Below are 14,237 nucleotides of genomic sequence, written 5' to 3'. Positions count from 1 at the left end.
TTGGTATCTCCCCTGGAGGTGGTCGGTCCTGCTTACCGGACCGCTGGACGAGCGTGATCCGGTGCGGACTACTTCTTGCCCGGCTTCTTCTTGCCGGCGATCGCGCGACGCGGGCCCTTGCGGGTACGCGCGTTGGTCTTGGTGCGCTGGCCGTGGACGGGCAGGCCACGGCGGTGCCGCAGCCCCTCGTAGCAGCCGATCTCGACCTTGCGACGAATGTCGGCCTGGATCTCGCGACGGAGGTCACCCTCGGTCTTGATGTTGGCGTCCACGTACTCGCGGAGCTTGACGAGGTCCTCCTCGACAAGATCGCGAACGCGGGTGTCCGGGTTCACCCCGGTGCTGGCCAGCGTCTCCTGGGCAAGGGTGCGCCCGATGCCGAAGACGTAGGTGAGGGCCACCTCGACGCGCTTTTCGCGCGGGAGGTCGACGCCTGCGAGGCGTGCCATGATGCGTGGCTCCTGATGATCGTTGGAGGTCTGCCGCAGCACCGTTCCCGGCCTGGCGAGCCGGGTCCCCGGCCTCCGCCGGGGGTGTCGTCCCCGCGCGACTCACGGCGCGAGGGGGTCGGGTGACTGCGATTCTCTTTTTCTGATTGCGTCGCGCGAAGTGTGCTGCGATGCGTGCGGGTGGTCGGCGATCAGCCCTGGCGCTGCTTGTGGCGCAGGTTCTCGCAGATGACCATGACCCGGCCGTGGCGGCGGATCACCTTGCACTTGTCGCAGATCTTCTTGACGCTCGGCCTGACCTTCATGGCTGCTGAGGTTCTCCGGGTCTCGGTCTACTTGTAGCGGTAGACGATCCGCCCGCGCGACAGGTCGTAGGGAGAGAGCTCCACCACGACCCGGTCGTCGGGAAGAATACGGATGTAGTGCATCCGCATCTTGCCGCTGATGTGCGCGAGGATCTTGTGGCCGTTCTGAAGCTCCACCCTGAACATCGCGTTGGGCAGAGCCTCGACGACCGTGCCCTCGATCTCGATGGCCCCTTGTTTTTTGGCCATACTTGAGCGCTTCACCTTCCGGGATCGGCTACCTGGATGGCTCCGCGCACACAAAGGGGAGGGTGCACAGAACCGACTCATCAGGGTACGGCACCCCACCCGAAAAGACCAATCAGACCTATCCGGGGAACATTCCCCCGGACCAAGATCACTAAGCCAACGGATTCTATGTCACAGGATCGGGCGCGGCCGTCACGCCGAGCTCGGCCAGCCTGGCCCGGCCGCCGTCCGGAGCGGTGAGCACCAGGGGGCCCGCCTCGGTGAGCGCCACCGAGTGCTCCCAGTGCGAGGCCCAGGTGCCGTCGTTGGTCTTGACGGTCCACTCGTCGGCCAGCACGTGGGTCTTGGGGGTGCCGAGCGTGATCATGGGCTCGATCGCCAGGCAGAACCCGGGCACGAACCGCGGGCCGCGGCCGCGCCTGCGGTCCACGTAGTTCAGCAGGTGCGGGTCCATGTGCATCTCGCTGCCGATGCCGTGGCCGCCGTAGTCCTCGACGATGCCGTACTTCCCGGAGGCCGGGCGGGGCTGGCGGCGGATGAAACTCTCGACGGCCTTGGAGACGTCCACCAGGCGGTTGCCCTTGCGGAACGCGGCGATGCCGGCCCACAGGGACGCCTCGGTCACCCGGCTCAGCTCGACGAGCTCGGCGCCGTGCCCCTCGCCCACCAGCACCGTGATCGCGGCGTCCGCGTGCCAGCCGTCGATGATCGCGCCGGCGTCGATCGAGATCACGTCGCCGGACCTCAGGACCGTCTCCCGGTCGGGGATGCCGTGGACCACGACGTCGTTGACCGAGGTGCAGATCGTCGCGGGGAAGCCGCCGTAGCCCAGGAAGTTGGGCTTGGCGCCGTGCTCCGCGAGGGTCTGGGCCGCGACGTCGTCCAGGTCCTTGGTGCTGGCGCCCGGCACGGCGGCCTCGGCCGTCCTGCGGTGTATCTCGGCGACGACCAGGCCGGCGGCCCGCATCTTCGCGATCTGCTCGGGGGTCTTGATCTCCACCATCGGTACGAAGTGCCCTCTCCCCGTCAGGCCGCGCGCTCGGGAAGTGCGGCCAGCGCCCGCCTGGTCACCTCGGGCACCGGGGCCAGGGCCGTGATCGTGACGACCAGGCCCTGCTCCCGGTAGTAGTCGATGATCGGCTCGGTCTCCTCGTGGTAGATCGCGAGCCGCTTGCGGACGGTCTCCTCCTGGTCGTCCTCGCGCTGGTACAGCTCACCGCCGCACTCGTCGCAGACGCCCTCGGCCTTCGGCTGCTTGTACTCCACGTGGAACGTGTGACTGCTGTCCTTGCGGCAGGTGCGGCGGCCGGCGATGCGCTTGACCACCTCGTCCTCGGGGACCTCCAGGTCGAGCACCGCGTCGAGCCGCAGCCCCTGCTCCACCAGCAACGCGTCCAGGGCCTTGGCCTGGCCGATGTTGCGGGGGAAGCCGTCCAGCAGGAATCCGTCCTCGGCGTCCGGCTTCGCCATCCGGTCCGCGGCCATCGCGATGGTGACCTCGTCGGGCACCAGACCACCGGAGCGCAGGATCGACTCGACCTGGCGGCCGAGCTCCGTGCCCTGGCTGATGTTGGCGCGGAAGAGGTCGCCGGTGGAGATGTGCGGAATGTCCAGGCGCTGGGCGAGCAACGCGGCCTGCGTGCCCTTGCCCGCGCCCGGCGGACCGACGAGGACGATTCGCATCAGCGGAGGAACCCTTCGTAGTTGCGCTGGTGGAGCTGGCTCTCGATCTGCCGCACCGTCTCCAGGCCGACACCCACGATGATGAGGATCGAGGTGCCACCGAAGGGGAAGTCCTGCTGAGCGTCGAACATCACCAGCGCCACGGTGGGCACCAGGGCGATCAGGCCGAGGTAGAGCGATCCGGGCCAGGTGATGCGGTTCAGCACGTAGCTCAGGTACTCGACCGTCGGCCGACCCGCCCGAATGCCCGGGATAAAACCACCATACTTCTTCATGTTTTCGGCCACCTCTTCGGGGTTGAAGGTGATGGCCACGTAGAAGAACGCGAAGAAGACGATGAGCAGGAAGTACGTGACGATGTAGTACGGGTGGCTGCCACTGGCGAAGTACCGGTTGATCCAGTCCGCCCAGCCCGCGTCGGAGCCGGCGAACTGCACCAGCAGCTGCGGGATGTACAGCAGCGAGGAGGCGAAGATCACCGGGATCACACCGGCCTGGTTGACCTTCAGCGGGATGTAGGTCGAGGTGCCGCCGTAGGAACGCCGGCCGATCATCCGCTTCGCGTACTGCACGGGGATCCGGCGCTGGGCCAGCTCGACGAAGAGCACCAGGCCCACCATGGCCAGACCACAGGCGACGACGACGCCGAACTCGATCCACCCGTCGGCGAGGCTGCCCTGCTGCTTGATCTGCCACATCGCGCCCGGGAACCCGGCCGCGATGGACACGAACATCAGCATGGACATGCCGTTACCGATACCCCGGTCCGTGATCAGTTCACCCATCCACATGATGAGCGCGGTCGCGGAGGTGAGGGAGATCACCATCACCAGCGTGGTGAAGATCGAATCGGACGGGATGATGTCGTTCGCCACCGTGCACTGAGGGAACAGGGTGCCGCTGCGCGCGGTCGCCACCAGACCGGTGGCCTGGAGCACCGCGAGCGCCATGGTCAGATAGCGGGTGTACTGGGTGATCTTGGCCTGACCGGCCTGGCCCTCCTTCTTCAGGGCCTCGAGCCGCGGGATCACCACCACCAGCAGCTGGAGGATGATGCTCGCCGTGATGTACGGCATGATCCCCAGGGCGAAGATGGTCAACTGGAGCAGCGCGCCGCCGCTCAACACGTTGACCAGACCGAACAGGCCGGAGCCCGCCCCCGCGGCGTCCGCCTCCTTCACGCACTGATCGACATTCTGGAAGCTGACGCCCGGCACCGGCACATGCTGTCCAAGCCGGAACACCACGACGATGCACAGGGTGAAGAGCAGCTTCTTACGCAGATCGGGCGTCTGGAACGCCCGGGCGAACGCGGTGAGCACGGCTCCTCCAGCGCCTCCCACGCCTACGACGCGAGAGGTTCGGTCTTGAAGTCCAATGAATGACAGAACAAGGGGACAACTACGACTGACACGGCTACGCCCCGGAAAGGCGCAACCGACGCAACCTTACCGGCGGATACGCCAGGCCGGAACGACTGACCGGGGATGCCCAAGAAGCGGGCACCCCCGGTCACTCACGTTTCCGACCTACCGAACGCCGGTTCAGGAACGCTCGGTGACGGTGCCGCCGGCAGCGGTGATCTTCTCCCTGGCGGAGCCGGAGACGGCATCCACCGTCACCGTCAGCGCCACGGAGATCTCGCCGGTGCCGAGCACCTTGACCAGCTCGTTCTTCCGGACCGCGCCCTTGGCCACCAGATCCGCGACGGTGACCTCGCCACCCTCCGGGTAGAGCAGCGCCAGCCGCTCCAGGTTGACCACCTGGAACTGCCTGTGGGCGATGCTCTTGAAGCCCTTCATCTTGGGCAGGCGCTGCAGCAGCGGCAGCTGGCCACCCTCGAATCCGGCCCGAACCTGGTAACGAGCCTTGGTGCCCTTGGTGCCGCGACCAGCGGTCTTACCCTTGGACGCCTCACCACGACCGACCCGGATCTTGGCCTTCTTGGCGCCCGGGGCCGGACGCAGGTCGTGGAGCTTGAGCGGCGCGCTCTCCGCGCTCTCAGGGGTTCCCTTGGCGAGCTCCGCCATCTCAGTCCACCTCCTCGACCGTCACGAGATGCCGCACGGTGTTCGCCATGCCGCGGATCTCCGGGCGGTCATCCTTGACGACCACGTCGTTGATACGCCGCAGCCCGAGCGAGCGCAGCGTCTCCCTGTGGTTCTGCTTGCTCCCGATCCGGGACTTCACCTGCGTGATCTTCAGCTGCGTCATCACGCACCCACTCCGGCACGCGCGCGGAGCAGCGCCGCCGGGGCGACGTCCTCGAGGGGCAGACCGCGGCGGGCCGCGATCTCCTCGGGACGCTGAAGGCCCTTCAGCGCGGCCACCGTGGCGTGCACGATGTTGATCGGGTTCGACGAGCCGAGCGACTTGCTCAGCACGTCGTGGATGCCCGCGCACTCCAGCACGGCGCGCACCGGGCCACCGGCGATCACACCGGTACCGGGGGAAGCCGGCTTCAGCAGCACGACGCCCGCCGCCTCCTCACCCTGGATCGGGTGCGGGATGGTGCCCTGGATACGGGGGACCTTGAAGAAGTGCTTCTTGGCCTCCTCGACACCCTTGGCGATGGCGGCCGGCACCTCCTTGGCCTTGCCGTAACCGACACCGACGGTGCCGTCACCGTCGCCCACCACGACAAGCGCGGTGAAGCTGAAGCGACGACCACCCTTCACAACCTTGGCGACGCGGTTGATCGCGACGACGCGCTCGACGTACGCGGTCTTCTCGGCGGCGGAGCCGCCGTCCCGACCCTTACGGTCCCGCCGCTCGCCGCCACCGGCGCCGCCACCGCGGCGCTGTGGTCCAGCCATGGGAATTACCTCTCTCGATTGCTCGGACGGGACCGGCTCAGAACTTGAGCCCCGCCTCGCGGGCGGCGTCGGCCAGCGCGGCGACGCGCCCGGCGTACTTGTTACCGCCGCGGTCGAACACGACGGCCTCGACACCGGCGGCCTTGGCTCGCTCCGCGACCAGGGCGCCGACCTTCTTGGCCTGCGCGCTCTTGTCGCCCTCGCCGCCACGGATCGACACGTCGAGCGACGAGGCCGACGCCACGGTGTGGCCCACGGTGTCGTCGATGACCTGCGCCACCATGTGACGGTTGGAACGGGTGACGACCAGGCGCGGACGCTCGGGGCTGCCCGAGATCTTCTTGCGGATGCGGATGTGCCGGCGCTTGGCCGCCACGCGCTTCCTGGCGTCGCCCTTGGCGATCTTCAGTCCGTATGCCATGGCTACTTACCCGCCTTTCCGACCTTGCGGCGGATGACTTCGCCCTCGTACTTGACACCCTTGGCCTTGTACGGGTCGGGCTTGCGCAGCTTACGGATCTTCGCCGCGACCTCGCCCACCTTCTGCTTGTCGATGCCCTCGACGCTGAACCGCGTCGCGTTCTCGACCTTGAAGGTGATGCCCTCAGGCGGCTCGACCAGGATCGGGTGGCTGTAACCCAGGGAGAACTCGAGGTTGCTCCCCTTGGCCTGGACGCGGTAACCGACACCGCTGATCTCGAGCTTCTTGATGTACCCCTGGGTCACGCCGACGATCATGTTGTCGACCAGCGTGCGGGACAGGCCGTGCAGAGCACGGTTGCGGTTCTCGTCGTTGGGACGGGTCACCACGATGGTGCCGTCCTCGGCCCGTGCCACCTCGATCGGCGCGGCGACGGTGTGCGCGAGGGCACCCTTGGGGCCCTTCACCTCCACCGTGCGGCCTTCGATGGTCACGTCCACGCCGGCGGGAACCGGGATGGGCTGCTTGCCGATGCGCGACATGGCTCTTCCTCCGTTCCCTTCGTCACCAGACGTAGGCGAGGACTTCCCCACCCACGCCCTTCTTCTGCGCCTGCTTGTCCGTGAGCAGCCCGTTGGACGTGGAGATGATCGCCACGCCCAGGCCACCGAGGACCCGCGGCAGGCTGGTCGACTTGGCGTAGACCCGCAGGCCCGGCTTCGAGATCCGCTTGATGCCGGCGATCGAGCGCTCGCGGTTGGGGCCGTACTTCAGCTCCAGAACGAGGCTCTTGCCCACCTGGGCGTCCTCGGTCTTCCAGCCGGTGATGTAGCCCTCCTGCTGGAGGATCTCCGCGATGTGCGTCTTGATCTTGCTGTGCGGCATCACGACGTTGTCGTGGTACGCCGAGTTCGCGTTGCGCAGACGGGTCAGCATGTCTGCGATCGGGTCGGTCATGGTCATAAAACGGCCTTTGGCCTCTCTCGCCGGGGTTTCCTCGCGGGTGTCCGAGACGGTGTCCGGCCCGGACACCCGCGGGACCTACGGCGTAGTAGGTGTTACCAGGAGCTCTTGGTGACGCCCGGCAGCTCGCCACGGTGCGCCATCTCACGAAGGCACACGCGGCAGAGGCCGAACTTGCGGTACACGGAGTGCGGCCGGCCGCAGCGCTGGCAGCGCGTGTAGGCACGCGCGCTGAACTTCGGCTTCCGGGCGGCCTTGGCGATCAGAGCCTTCTTCGCCATGGTTCACGCCTCCTTGAACGGGAATCCGAGGAGACGCAGCAGGGTGCGGCCCTCATCGTCGGTGTTCGCCGTGGTGACCACGGTGATGTCCATGCCTCGGACCCGGTCGATCTGGTCCTGGTCGATCTCATGGAACATGACCTGCTCGGTCAGGCCGAACGTGTAGTTGCCACGGCCGTCGAACTGCTTCGGCGACAGACCGCGGAAGTCACGGATCCGCGGCAGCGCCAGCGACAGCAGCCGGTCGAGGAACTCCCACATCCGGTCGCCGCGCAGTGTGACGTGCGCGCCGATCGGCATGCCCTCGCGCAGCTTGAACTGCGCGATGGACTTGCGGGCCTTGGTCACGGTCGGCTTCTGGCCGGTGATCGTGGCGAGGTCGCGAACGGCCCCGTCGATCAACTTGGAGTCGCGGGCGGCGTCGCCCACACCCATGTTGACCACGATCTTGGTCAGTCCTGGCACCTGCATGACGTTGGCGTACTCGTACTCGTCACGCAGCTTGCCGGCGATCTCCTCGCGGTACCGCGTCTTCAGACGCGGCACGCTGGTGGTCGGGGTAGCAGTGGTCATCAGATGTCCTCACCGGTCCGCCGGGCAACGCGGATCTTGTTGCCGTTGTCGTCGAAGCGGTAGCCGACGCGGGTGGTGACCTTCTTGCCGTCCTTCTCCACCACGAGCGAAACGTTGCTCACGTGGATCGGGGCCTCGGTGGTGATGATGCCACCGGTCTTGGAACCACGGGCGGTCGTGCCGGCCTTGGTGTGCTTCTTGACCCGGTTGACACCCTCGACCAGGACGCGGTCCTCGCGGGGGTAGGCCACGATGACCTTGCCCTGCTTGCCCTTGTCCTTGCCGGTGATGACCTGAACCAGGTCGCCCTTCTTGATCTTCATGCTCACAGCACCTCCGGCGCGAGCGAGATGATCTTCATGAACTTCTTCTCGCGCAGTTCACGGCCGACCGGGCCGAAGATACGGGTGCCACGGGGGTCGCCGTCGTTCTTCAGAATGACGGCGGCGTTCTCGTCGAACCGGATGTACGAACCGTCGGGACGACGGCGCTCCTTGACGGCGCGCACGACGACCGCCTTGACGACGTCACCCTTCTTGACGTTGCCGCCCGGGATCGCGTCCTTGACGGTGGCGACGATCACGTCGCCGATGCCCGCGTAACGGCGACCGGATCCGCCCAGAACACGGATGCAGAGAATCTCCTTCGCACCCGTGTTGTCGGCGACACGCAGTCGCGACTCCTGCTGGATCATGTCGTTACTTCGCCTTCTCCAGAATCTCCACGACGCGCCAGCGCTTGGTAGCGGACAGCGGCCGGGTCTCCATCAGGAGAACGCGGTCACCCACACCCGCGGCGTTCTGCTCGTCATGCGCCTTGAGCTTGTTGGTGCGGCGGATGATCTTGCCGTACAGGGCGTGCTTGACCCGGTCCTCGACAGCGACGACGACGGTCTTGTCCATCTTGTCGCTGACGACCAGACCCTCACGCGTCTTCCGCCGGCCGCGCTCGGTCGTCTCAGTCACAGTGCTCTCACTCATCAGGCGCTCTCCACCGCCTCGGCAGCCTCGGCCGGCTCCGCCACCGTCTCGATGCCGAGCTCACGCTCGCGCATCAGGGTGTAGACCCGGGCGATGTCCTTGCGCACGGCCTTCAGCCGGCTGTTGTTCTCCAGCTGACCGGTCGCCGCCTGGAAGCGGAGGCGGAACAGCTCCTCCTTCGCCTCGCGCAGCTTCACAACGAGTTCCTCGTTGTTCAGCTCGCGCAGCTCGGAGACCTTGGTACCGGCGGTCATCACGCCTCACCTGCCTCGCGCCGAACGATCCGGCACTTCATCGGAAGCTTGTGCGCGGCGCGGATCAGCGCCTCACGAGCGATCTTCTCGTTGGGGTAGGACAGCTCGAACATCACGCGCCCAGGCTTGACGTTCGCGACCCACCACTCCGGCGAACCCTTACCGGAACCCATGCGGGTCTCGGCGGGCTTCTTGGTCAGCGGACGGTCCGGGTAGATGTTGATCCACACCTTGCCGCCACGCTTGATGTGCCGGGTCATCGAGATACGCGCGGCCTCGATCTGCCGGTTGGTGACGTACGCGGCGGTCACGGCCTGGATGCCGTACTCGCCGAACGCGACCTCGGTGCCACCCTTGGCCTTGCCACTGCGCTTCGGGTGGTGCTGCTTGCGGTACTTGACCTTGCGAGGAATCAGCATGGTCTCAGCTCTCCGATCCGGTGGTGCTCTCGCCGGCCGGAGCGGCTGCCGGTGCCTCGGCCTTGGCGGCCTCGGCAGCGGGCGCACCCTGCTGCTGCGGACGACGGCCACGGCCGCCGCGCTCGCCACGACCACCACGGGCCGGACGGTCGCCACCGCCGCCGGGGCCACGGGCCGGGCGGTTGCCGGCGCGGGCCGCGGCGTTCTCGGCGCGGACCTCGGCGATGTTCTTCACGTCGCCCTTGTAGATCCACACCTTCACGCCGATCCGGCCGAAGGTGGTGCGGGCCTCGAAGAAGCCGTAGTCCACGTTCGCGCGGAGCGTGTGCAGCGGCACCCGGCCCTCGCGGTAGAACTCGGAGCGGGACATCTCGGCGCCGCCGAGGCGACCGCCGCACTGGATCTTGATGCCCTTGGCGCCGGCCTTCAGCGTGCTCTGCATCGACTTGCGCATGGCACGCCGGAAGGAGACGCGGGAGGACAGCTGCTCGGCGACCGCCTGGGCCACCAGCTGGGCGTCCAGCTCGGGGTTCTTGACCTCGAGGATGTTGAACTGGATCTGCTTGCCGGTCAGCTTCTCCAGGTTGCCGCGGAGGCGGTCGGCCTCCGCGCCGCGGCGGCCGATGACGATGCCCGGCCGGGCGGTGTGGACGTCGACGCGGACCCGGTCACGGGTGCGCTCGATCTCCACCTTGGAGATGCCGGCCCGCTCCATGCCCTGGGTGAGCATGCGACGGATCGCGACGTCTTCCTTGACGTAGTCCTTGTAGAGCTTGTCGGCGTACCAGCGCGACTTGAAGTCGGTCGTGACGCCGAGACGGAACCCGTGCGGGTTTACCTTCTGGCCCATTACCGGGTTCCTTCCTTGCTGCTGACGACCACCGTGATGTGGCTGGTCCGCTTACGGATCCGGTAGGCACGACCCTGGGCGCGCGGCCGGAACCGCTTCAGGGTCGGACCCTCGTCGACGTAGGCCTCGCTGATGTAGAGGCTGTCGACGTCCGTGTGGTTGTAGTTGTGCGCGGCGTTGGCGATGGCGCTGTCAAGCACCTTGCCCACGGGCACGCTGGCGGCCTGCGGGGCGAAGCGCAGGACCGCCTGGGCCTCCGCGGCGTTCTTGCCACGGATGAGGTCCACCACACGGCGGGCCTTCATGGGCGTGACGCGGATGTACCGCGCGATAGCCCTGGCTTCCATGGTTGTCCCTTCGGTGTCGGTCATGGTCTGCGAACCCCGCTCAGCGCCGACGCGACTTGCGGTCGTCCTTGACGTGCCCACGGAACGTGCGGGTGGGCGCGAACTCGCCGAGCTTGTGGCCGACCATCGCCTCGGTGACGAACACCGGGATGTGCTTGCGGCCGTCATGCACCGCGATCGTGTGGCCCAGCATGTCCGGGACGATCATCGAGCGGCGAGACCAGGTCTTGATGACGTTCTTGGAACCGGATTCGTTCTGTGCGTCCACCTTCTTGATCAGGTGGTCGTCGACGAATGGTCCCTTCTTGAGACTGCGCGGCATCGAAACCTGCTCCTAGCGCTTCTTGTTCGTCTTGCGGCGGCGGATGATGTACTTGTTGCTGGCCTTCTTCGGCGCGCGCGTCCGGCCTTCCTTCTTGCCCCAGGGCGAGACCGGGTGGCGACCACCCGAGGTCCGGCCCTCGCCACCGCCGTGCGGGTGGTCGACGGGGTTCATCACGACACCGCGGACGCTCGGACGAACGCCCTTCCAGCGCATCCGGCCGGCCTTGCCCCAGTTGATGTTCGACTGCTCGGCGTTGCCGACCTCACCGACCGTGGCCCGGCACCGCACGTCGACGAGACGGATCTCGCCCGACGGCATGCGCAGGTGGGCCATGCGGCCCTCCTTGGCCAGCAGCTGCACGGAGGCACCGGCGGAACGGGCGAACTTCGCGCCGCCACCGGGCTGCAGCTCGATCGCGTGGATCACGGTACCGACCGGGATGTTGCGCAGCGGCAGGTTGTTGCCCGGCTTGATGTCCGCGCCGGCGCCGTTCTCCACCCGGTCGCCCTGCCGCAGGTTCGCGGGGGCGATGATGTACCGCTTCTCGCCGTCCGCGTAGTGCAGGAGCGCGATCCGCGCGGTGCGGTTCGGGTCGTACTCGATGTGCGCGACCTTGGCCGGCACGCCGTCCTTGTCGTGCCGACGGAAGTCGATGACGCGGTAGGCGCGCTTGTGCCCGCCGCCCTGGTGACGGACGGCCACACGACCGGCGTTGTCCCGGCCACCCTTGCTGTGCAGGGGGCGGACCAGCGACTTCTCCGGCGTGGACCGCGTGACCTCGACGAAGTCGGCGACGCTGGCGCCTCGACGGCCCGGAGTCGTCGGCTTGTACTTGCGGATTCCCATTTCTTAGTCCTCGTCCGGTATCGGACGGACCGGCTCCCCTACGAGAGGACCGGACCGCCGAAGATGTCGATGCTGTCGCCCTCGGCGAGGGTCACGATGGCGCGCTTGGTGTCGGCGCGCTTGCCGTAGCCGGTCTTGGTGCGCTTGCGCTTGCCCTGCCGGTTGATCGTGTGGACCGACACGACCTTGACCGAGAAGACCGCCTGGACGGCCTGCTTGATCTGGGTCTTGTTGGCGCGCGGGTCGACGACGAACGTGTACTTGTTCTCGTCGAGCAGCGCGTAGCTCTTCTCCGACACCACGGGCTTCTTCAGCACGTCGTGCGGGGAGGTGAACTCCTTGCTGGAGATGACCTCGGCGACGGTGGTGTCGCTCATCAGGCCTCACTCCCCTCGGACTTGTCGAGCGCCACCTTGACGGTGCCGATCGGGCCGGCCACGAAGCGGTCGAAGGCGGCCTTGGTGAAGACGACGTCGTCGGACTCGAGCACGTCGTACGTGTTCAGCTGGCCCGGGTCGATGATGTGGACCTGGGGCAGGTTGCGGGCCGAGAGCCAGGCGGTGTTGTCCGCGCGGTCGGCGACCAGCAGCAGCTTCTTGCGGTCGCTGATCTTCGCGAACAGGCCGCGCGCCGACTTGGTGGAGACGTCGCCGTCCACCACGCCGGTGACGACGTGGATCCGCTCGTGCCGCGCCCGGTCGGTGAGGGCGCTGCGCAGGGCGGCGGCCTTCATCTTCTTCGGGGTGCGCTGGGTGTAGTCCCGCGGCACGGGGCCGTGCACGATGCCACCGCCGGTGAACTGCGGGGCGCGGACGGAACCCTGGCGGGCCCGGCCGGTGCCCTTCTGGCGGTACGGCTTCTTGCCACCGCCGCGGACCTCGCCGCGGGTCTTGGCCTTGTGCGTGCCCTGACGGGCCGCGGCCAGCTGCGCGACGACGACCTGGTGCATCAGCGGAACGCTGACGCGCGCGTCGAAGATCTCCCCGGGGAGCTCGACGGAACCGGTCTTCTCGCCAGCGGGCGAAAGGATGTCAACGGTACTCATGGATCCCTCAAGCCCCCTTGGCCGCGGTACGGACCAGGACGAGGCCGCCGTTGGGGCCGGGCACCGCGCCCTTGATGAGCAGCAGGCCCTTCTCCGCGTCAACGGCGTGGACGGTCAGGTTCTGGGTGGTGACGCGCTCGTTGCCGGCGCGACCGGCCATGCGCAGCCCCTTGAACACGCGGCCCGGGGTGGCGCAGCCACCGATGGAGCCGGGCGAACGGTGCTTGCGCTGGGTGCCGTGCGAGGCGCCGAGGCCGGCGAAGCCGTGGCGCTTCATGACACCGGCGGTGCCCTTGCCCTTGCTGGTGCCGGTCACGTCGACCTTGACACCGGAGTCGAACACCTCGGCCGTGACCTCCTGGCCGAGGGTGTACTCACTGGCGTCGGCGGTCCGCAGCTCGACCAGGTGGCGGCGCGGGGTGACGTCGGCCTTGGCGAAGTGGCCCTTGAGGGGCCTGTTCACCTTGCGCGGGTCGATCTCGCCGTAGGCGATCTGGACGGCGGAGTAGCCGTCGCGGTCATCGGTGCGCACCTGGGTAACGACGCAGGGGCCGGCCTTGACCACGGTCACCGGGACGATGCGGTTGTTCTCGTCCCAGACCTGGGTCATGCCGAGCTTCTCGCCCAGGACGCCCTTGATCTGCTTGGTCATCTTCGCTCCCGCCCGCTCAGAGCTTGATCTCGATGTCGACGCCGGCCGGAAGGTCCAGGCGCATCAACGAGTCAACGGTCTTGGGGGTGGGGTCGAGGATGTCGATCAGCCGCTTGTGGGTGCGCATCTCGAAGTGCTCGCGCGAGTCCTTGTACTTGTGCGGCGACTTGATGACGCAGTACACGTTCTTCTCAGTGGGCAGCGGCACCGGGCCCGCGACCGACGCACCCGTGCGGGTCACCGTCTCGACGATCTTCTTCGCCGAGTTGTCGATGACCTCGTGGTCGTAGGCCTTGAGCCGGATGCGGATCTTCTGTCCCGCCATGGCTACTTCGTAGTCCTGTCTCTGTCGTTTACCGCTCTGGCTTCCGGCTTCCGGCCCTTCCCCACCGCTCCCCACACGACCCGCCTCCGACCCACGCGGTCGGGCGTGTCGCAACCCCTCCCCTGTTTCGCCGCAGGCGAGGTTTCCTCCGGGAGGAGTGGGGGGAGAACTCGGGAAGAACTTCCACCGGGCGCCTGGCTGATGCCCCGCCCACGCTTCCCGGAAGATCCCGGTATTTCCGCACCTCAGCAGGGGCGACGAATACAGTGGGACTCGCTTCCGGTCCTCCCGGCGGGAGGCGCGCAGCATCGGCTCTCAACCGAGCAACCTCGTCAGTGTGCCACATCGGCTGGCGCCTACACCAATCGGGCGCCTCACCGTGCACCGCCCCCCGGGGGGTGGCCGTGGGGTTGTTCCCCGCCCACCCACCCGCCCTTTCTCGCGCTCCGCGCGG

27 protein-coding genes are annotated in these 14,237 nt (G+C 67.5%); all 27 read right to left on the bottom strand.

Features of this window, described 5'->3' with window-relative positions; genetic code table 11:
- Positions 1 to 68 precede the first annotated feature (68 nt).
- Positions 69 to 449: a 30S ribosomal protein S13 gene (gene rpsM / locus ACYVPE_RS28380; protein ID WP_461036581.1), complete on the bottom strand. Its 381-nt coding sequence runs from the start codon at positions 447 to 449 to the stop codon at positions 69 to 71.
- A 191-nt stretch (positions 450 to 640) separates the two neighbouring features.
- Positions 641 to 754 carry a 50S ribosomal protein L36 gene (rpmJ, locus tag ACYVPE_RS28375; protein ID WP_049567412.1) on the bottom strand — a complete coding sequence of 38 codons (114 nt, stop codon included), beginning with the start codon at positions 752 to 754 and terminating at the stop codon, positions 641 to 643.
- A gap of 27 nt (positions 755 to 781) precedes the next feature.
- Positions 782 to 1,003, bottom strand: coding sequence for a translation initiation factor IF-1 (gene infA / locus ACYVPE_RS28370; protein WP_461036580.1), 222 nt, complete (start codon positions 1,001 to 1,003; stop codon positions 782 to 784).
- 166 nt (positions 1,004 to 1,169) lie between these two features.
- A complete protein-coding gene (map, locus tag ACYVPE_RS28365) occupies positions 1,170 to 2,006 on the bottom strand; it encodes a type I methionyl aminopeptidase (protein WP_461036579.1) in 837 nt (278 codons plus the stop codon).
- A gap of 23 nt (positions 2,007 to 2,029) precedes the next feature.
- Positions 2,030 to 2,686, bottom strand: a complete 657-nt coding sequence (locus ACYVPE_RS28360) for an adenylate kinase (RefSeq protein WP_461036578.1) — start codon at positions 2,684 to 2,686, stop codon at positions 2,030 to 2,032.
- Positions 2,686 to 4,008 carry a preprotein translocase subunit SecY gene (secY, locus tag ACYVPE_RS28355; protein WP_461036577.1) on the bottom strand — a complete coding sequence of 441 codons (1,323 nt, stop codon included), beginning with the start codon at positions 4,006 to 4,008 and terminating at the stop codon, positions 2,686 to 2,688. The genes ACYVPE_RS28360 and secY overlap by 1 nt, the downstream gene beginning before the upstream one ends.
- A 222-nt stretch (positions 4,009 to 4,230) precedes the next feature.
- The gene (gene rplO / locus ACYVPE_RS28350) at positions 4,231 to 4,716 is read right to left on the bottom strand and encodes a 50S ribosomal protein L15 (RefSeq protein ID WP_461036576.1); all 486 of its coding nucleotides are present in this window, start codon (positions 4,714 to 4,716) and stop codon (positions 4,231 to 4,233) included.
- A gap of 1 nt (position 4,717) precedes the next feature.
- A complete protein-coding gene (gene rpmD / locus ACYVPE_RS28345; RefSeq protein WP_461036575.1) occupies positions 4,718 to 4,900 on the bottom strand; it encodes a 50S ribosomal protein L30 in 183 nt (60 codons plus the stop codon).
- A complete protein-coding gene (rpsE, locus tag ACYVPE_RS28340; protein WP_461036574.1) occupies positions 4,900 to 5,502 on the bottom strand; it encodes a 30S ribosomal protein S5 in 603 nt (200 codons plus the stop codon). Before rpsE ends, rpmD begins: the two co-directional genes overlap by 1 nt.
- Before the next feature lie 37 nt (positions 5,503 to 5,539).
- Positions 5,540 to 5,923: a 50S ribosomal protein L18 gene (gene rplR / locus ACYVPE_RS28335; protein WP_461036573.1), complete on the bottom strand. Its 384-nt coding sequence runs from the start codon at positions 5,921 to 5,923 to the stop codon at positions 5,540 to 5,542.
- A 2-nt stretch (positions 5,924 to 5,925) separates the two neighbouring features.
- Positions 5,926 to 6,465: a 50S ribosomal protein L6 gene (gene rplF, locus ACYVPE_RS28330; protein WP_461036572.1), complete on the bottom strand. Its 540-nt coding sequence runs from the start codon at positions 6,463 to 6,465 to the stop codon at positions 5,926 to 5,928.
- A 22-nt stretch (positions 6,466 to 6,487) separates the two neighbouring features.
- Positions 6,488 to 6,886 carry a 30S ribosomal protein S8 gene (gene rpsH, locus ACYVPE_RS28325; RefSeq protein WP_461036571.1) on the bottom strand — a complete coding sequence of 133 codons (399 nt, stop codon included), beginning with the start codon at positions 6,884 to 6,886 and terminating at the stop codon, positions 6,488 to 6,490.
- A gap of 95 nt (positions 6,887 to 6,981) precedes the next feature.
- Entirely contained in the window at positions 6,982 to 7,167 is a 186-nt protein-coding gene (locus tag ACYVPE_RS28320; protein ID WP_120674283.1) for a type Z 30S ribosomal protein S14, read from the bottom strand.
- 3 nt (positions 7,168 to 7,170) lie between these two features.
- Complete coding sequence (gene rplE, locus ACYVPE_RS28315) at positions 7,171 to 7,740, bottom strand: 50S ribosomal protein L5 (protein WP_461036570.1); 570 nt, start codon at positions 7,738 to 7,740, stop codon at positions 7,171 to 7,173.
- Positions 7,740 to 8,063: a 50S ribosomal protein L24 gene (rplX, locus tag ACYVPE_RS28310; RefSeq protein WP_461036569.1), complete on the bottom strand. Its 324-nt coding sequence runs from the start codon at positions 8,061 to 8,063 to the stop codon at positions 7,740 to 7,742. Before rplX ends, rplE begins: the two co-directional genes overlap by 1 nt.
- Before the next feature lie 2 nt (positions 8,064 to 8,065).
- Complete coding sequence (rplN, locus tag ACYVPE_RS28305) at positions 8,066 to 8,434, bottom strand: 50S ribosomal protein L14 (RefSeq protein WP_059012876.1); 369 nt, start codon at positions 8,432 to 8,434, stop codon at positions 8,066 to 8,068.
- 4 nt (positions 8,435 to 8,438) lie between these two features.
- Complete coding sequence (rpsQ, locus tag ACYVPE_RS28300) at positions 8,439 to 8,720, bottom strand: 30S ribosomal protein S17 (protein ID WP_132816526.1); 282 nt, start codon at positions 8,718 to 8,720, stop codon at positions 8,439 to 8,441.
- A complete protein-coding gene (rpmC, locus tag ACYVPE_RS28295) occupies positions 8,720 to 8,974 on the bottom strand; it encodes a 50S ribosomal protein L29 (protein WP_461036568.1) in 255 nt (84 codons plus the stop codon). The genes rpsQ and rpmC overlap by 1 nt, the downstream gene beginning before the upstream one ends.
- Positions 8,974 to 9,393 (bottom strand): 50S ribosomal protein L16, encoded by a 420-nt coding sequence (gene rplP / locus ACYVPE_RS28290; protein WP_132930150.1) that lies wholly within the window; start codon positions 9,391 to 9,393, stop codon positions 8,974 to 8,976. Before rplP ends, rpmC begins: the two co-directional genes overlap by 1 nt.
- Before the next feature lie 4 nt (positions 9,394 to 9,397).
- The gene (rpsC, locus tag ACYVPE_RS28285) at positions 9,398 to 10,243 is read right to left on the bottom strand and encodes a 30S ribosomal protein S3 (RefSeq protein WP_461036567.1); all 846 of its coding nucleotides are present in this window, start codon (positions 10,241 to 10,243) and stop codon (positions 9,398 to 9,400) included.
- On the bottom strand, positions 10,243 to 10,590 hold the full coding sequence (rplV, locus tag ACYVPE_RS28280; protein ID WP_461036605.1) for a 50S ribosomal protein L22: 348 nt from the start codon (positions 10,588 to 10,590) through the stop codon (positions 10,243 to 10,245). The genes rpsC and rplV overlap by 1 nt, the downstream gene beginning before the upstream one ends.
- Before the next feature lie 40 nt (positions 10,591 to 10,630).
- The gene (gene rpsS, locus ACYVPE_RS28275; protein WP_461036566.1) at positions 10,631 to 10,912 is read right to left on the bottom strand and encodes a 30S ribosomal protein S19; all 282 of its coding nucleotides are present in this window, start codon (positions 10,910 to 10,912) and stop codon (positions 10,631 to 10,633) included.
- Between the two features lie 12 nt (positions 10,913 to 10,924).
- The gene (gene rplB / locus ACYVPE_RS28270) at positions 10,925 to 11,761 is read right to left on the bottom strand and encodes a 50S ribosomal protein L2 (protein WP_461036565.1); all 837 of its coding nucleotides are present in this window, start codon (positions 11,759 to 11,761) and stop codon (positions 10,925 to 10,927) included.
- Positions 11,762 to 11,799: 38 nt separating this feature from the next.
- Positions 11,800 to 12,138, bottom strand: a complete 339-nt coding sequence (gene rplW, locus ACYVPE_RS28265; protein ID WP_461036564.1) for a 50S ribosomal protein L23 — start codon at positions 12,136 to 12,138, stop codon at positions 11,800 to 11,802.
- Positions 12,138 to 12,806 (bottom strand): 50S ribosomal protein L4, encoded by a 669-nt coding sequence (gene rplD / locus ACYVPE_RS28260; protein WP_461036563.1) that lies wholly within the window; start codon positions 12,804 to 12,806, stop codon positions 12,138 to 12,140. Before rplD ends, rplW begins: the two co-directional genes overlap by 1 nt.
- A gap of 7 nt (positions 12,807 to 12,813) precedes the next feature.
- Positions 12,814 to 13,458 carry a 50S ribosomal protein L3 gene (gene rplC / locus ACYVPE_RS28255; protein WP_461036562.1) on the bottom strand — a complete coding sequence of 215 codons (645 nt, stop codon included), beginning with the start codon at positions 13,456 to 13,458 and terminating at the stop codon, positions 12,814 to 12,816.
- Positions 13,459 to 13,474: 16 nt separating this feature from the next.
- Entirely contained in the window at positions 13,475 to 13,783 is a 309-nt protein-coding gene (gene rpsJ, locus ACYVPE_RS28250; protein WP_016473429.1) for a 30S ribosomal protein S10, read from the bottom strand.
- Between the last annotated feature and the right edge of the window lie 454 nt (positions 13,784 to 14,237).

Source organism: Streptomyces mayteni (assembly GCF_054783955.1).
This window is presented reverse-complemented; position numbering and strand designations above follow the sequence as displayed.

Coding starts and splice junctions, on each gene's coding strand:
- rpsM (WP_461036581.1), bottom strand. CDS start 449: ATGGCACGCCTCGCAGGCGTCGACCTCCCGCGCGAAAAGCGCGTCGAG.
- rpmJ (WP_049567412.1), bottom strand. CDS start 754: ATGAAGGTCAGGCCGAGCGTCAAGAAGATCTGCGACAAGTGCAAGGTG.
- infA (WP_461036580.1), bottom strand. CDS start 1,003: ATGGCCAAAAAACAAGGGGCCATCGAGATCGAGGGCACGGTCGTCGAG.
- map (WP_461036579.1), bottom strand. CDS start 2,006: ATGGTGGAGATCAAGACCCCCGAGCAGATCGCGAAGATGCGGGCCGCC.
- ACYVPE_RS28360 (WP_461036578.1), bottom strand. CDS start 2,686: ATGCGAATCGTCCTCGTCGGTCCGCCGGGCGCGGGCAAGGGCACGCAG.
- rplO (WP_461036576.1), bottom strand. CDS start 4,716: ATGGCGGAGCTCGCCAAGGGAACCCCTGAGAGCGCGGAGAGCGCGCCG.
- rpmD (WP_461036575.1), bottom strand. CDS start 4,900: ATGACGCAGCTGAAGATCACGCAGGTGAAGTCCCGGATCGGGAGCAAG.
- rpsE (WP_461036574.1), bottom strand. CDS start 5,502: ATGGCTGGACCACAGCGCCGCGGTGGCGGCGCCGGTGGCGGCGAGCGG.
- rplR (WP_461036573.1), bottom strand. CDS start 5,923: ATGGCATACGGACTGAAGATCGCCAAGGGCGACGCCAGGAAGCGCGTG.
- rplF (WP_461036572.1), bottom strand. CDS start 6,465: ATGTCGCGCATCGGCAAGCAGCCCATCCCGGTTCCCGCCGGCGTGGAC.
- rpsH (WP_461036571.1), bottom strand. CDS start 6,886: ATGACCATGACCGACCCGATCGCAGACATGCTGACCCGTCTGCGCAAC.
- ACYVPE_RS28320 (WP_120674283.1), bottom strand. CDS start 7,167: ATGGCGAAGAAGGCTCTGATCGCCAAGGCCGCCCGGAAGCCGAAGTTC.
- rplE (WP_461036570.1), bottom strand. CDS start 7,740: ATGACCACTGCTACCCCGACCACCAGCGTGCCGCGTCTGAAGACGCGG.
- rplX (WP_461036569.1), bottom strand. CDS start 8,063: ATGAAGATCAAGAAGGGCGACCTGGTTCAGGTCATCACCGGCAAGGAC.
- rplN (WP_059012876.1), bottom strand. CDS start 8,434: ATGATCCAGCAGGAGTCGCGACTGCGTGTCGCCGACAACACGGGTGCG.
- rpsQ (WP_132816526.1), bottom strand. CDS start 8,720: ATGAGTGAGAGCACTGTGACTGAGACGACCGAGCGCGGCCGGCGGAAG.
- rpmC (WP_461036568.1), bottom strand. CDS start 8,974: ATGACCGCCGGTACCAAGGTCTCCGAGCTGCGCGAGCTGAACAACGAG.
- rplP (WP_132930150.1), bottom strand. CDS start 9,393: ATGCTGATTCCTCGCAAGGTCAAGTACCGCAAGCAGCACCACCCGAAG.
- rpsC (WP_461036567.1), bottom strand. CDS start 10,243: ATGGGCCAGAAGGTAAACCCGCACGGGTTCCGTCTCGGCGTCACGACC.
- rplV (WP_461036605.1), bottom strand. CDS start 10,590: ATGGAAGCCAGGGCTATCGCGCGGTACATCCGCGTCACGCCCATGAAG.
- rpsS (WP_461036566.1), bottom strand. CDS start 10,912: ATGCCGCGCAGTCTCAAGAAGGGACCATTCGTCGACGACCACCTGATC.
- rplB (WP_461036565.1), bottom strand. CDS start 11,761: ATGGGAATCCGCAAGTACAAGCCGACGACTCCGGGCCGTCGAGGCGCC.
- rplW (WP_461036564.1), bottom strand. CDS start 12,138: ATGAGCGACACCACCGTCGCCGAGGTCATCTCCAGCAAGGAGTTCACC.
- rplD (WP_461036563.1), bottom strand. CDS start 12,806: ATGAGTACCGTTGACATCCTTTCGCCCGCTGGCGAGAAGACCGGTTCC.
- rplC (WP_461036562.1), bottom strand. CDS start 13,458: ATGACCAAGCAGATCAAGGGCGTCCTGGGCGAGAAGCTCGGCATGACC.
- rpsJ (WP_016473429.1), bottom strand. CDS start 13,783: ATGGCGGGACAGAAGATCCGCATCCGGCTCAAGGCCTACGACCACGAG.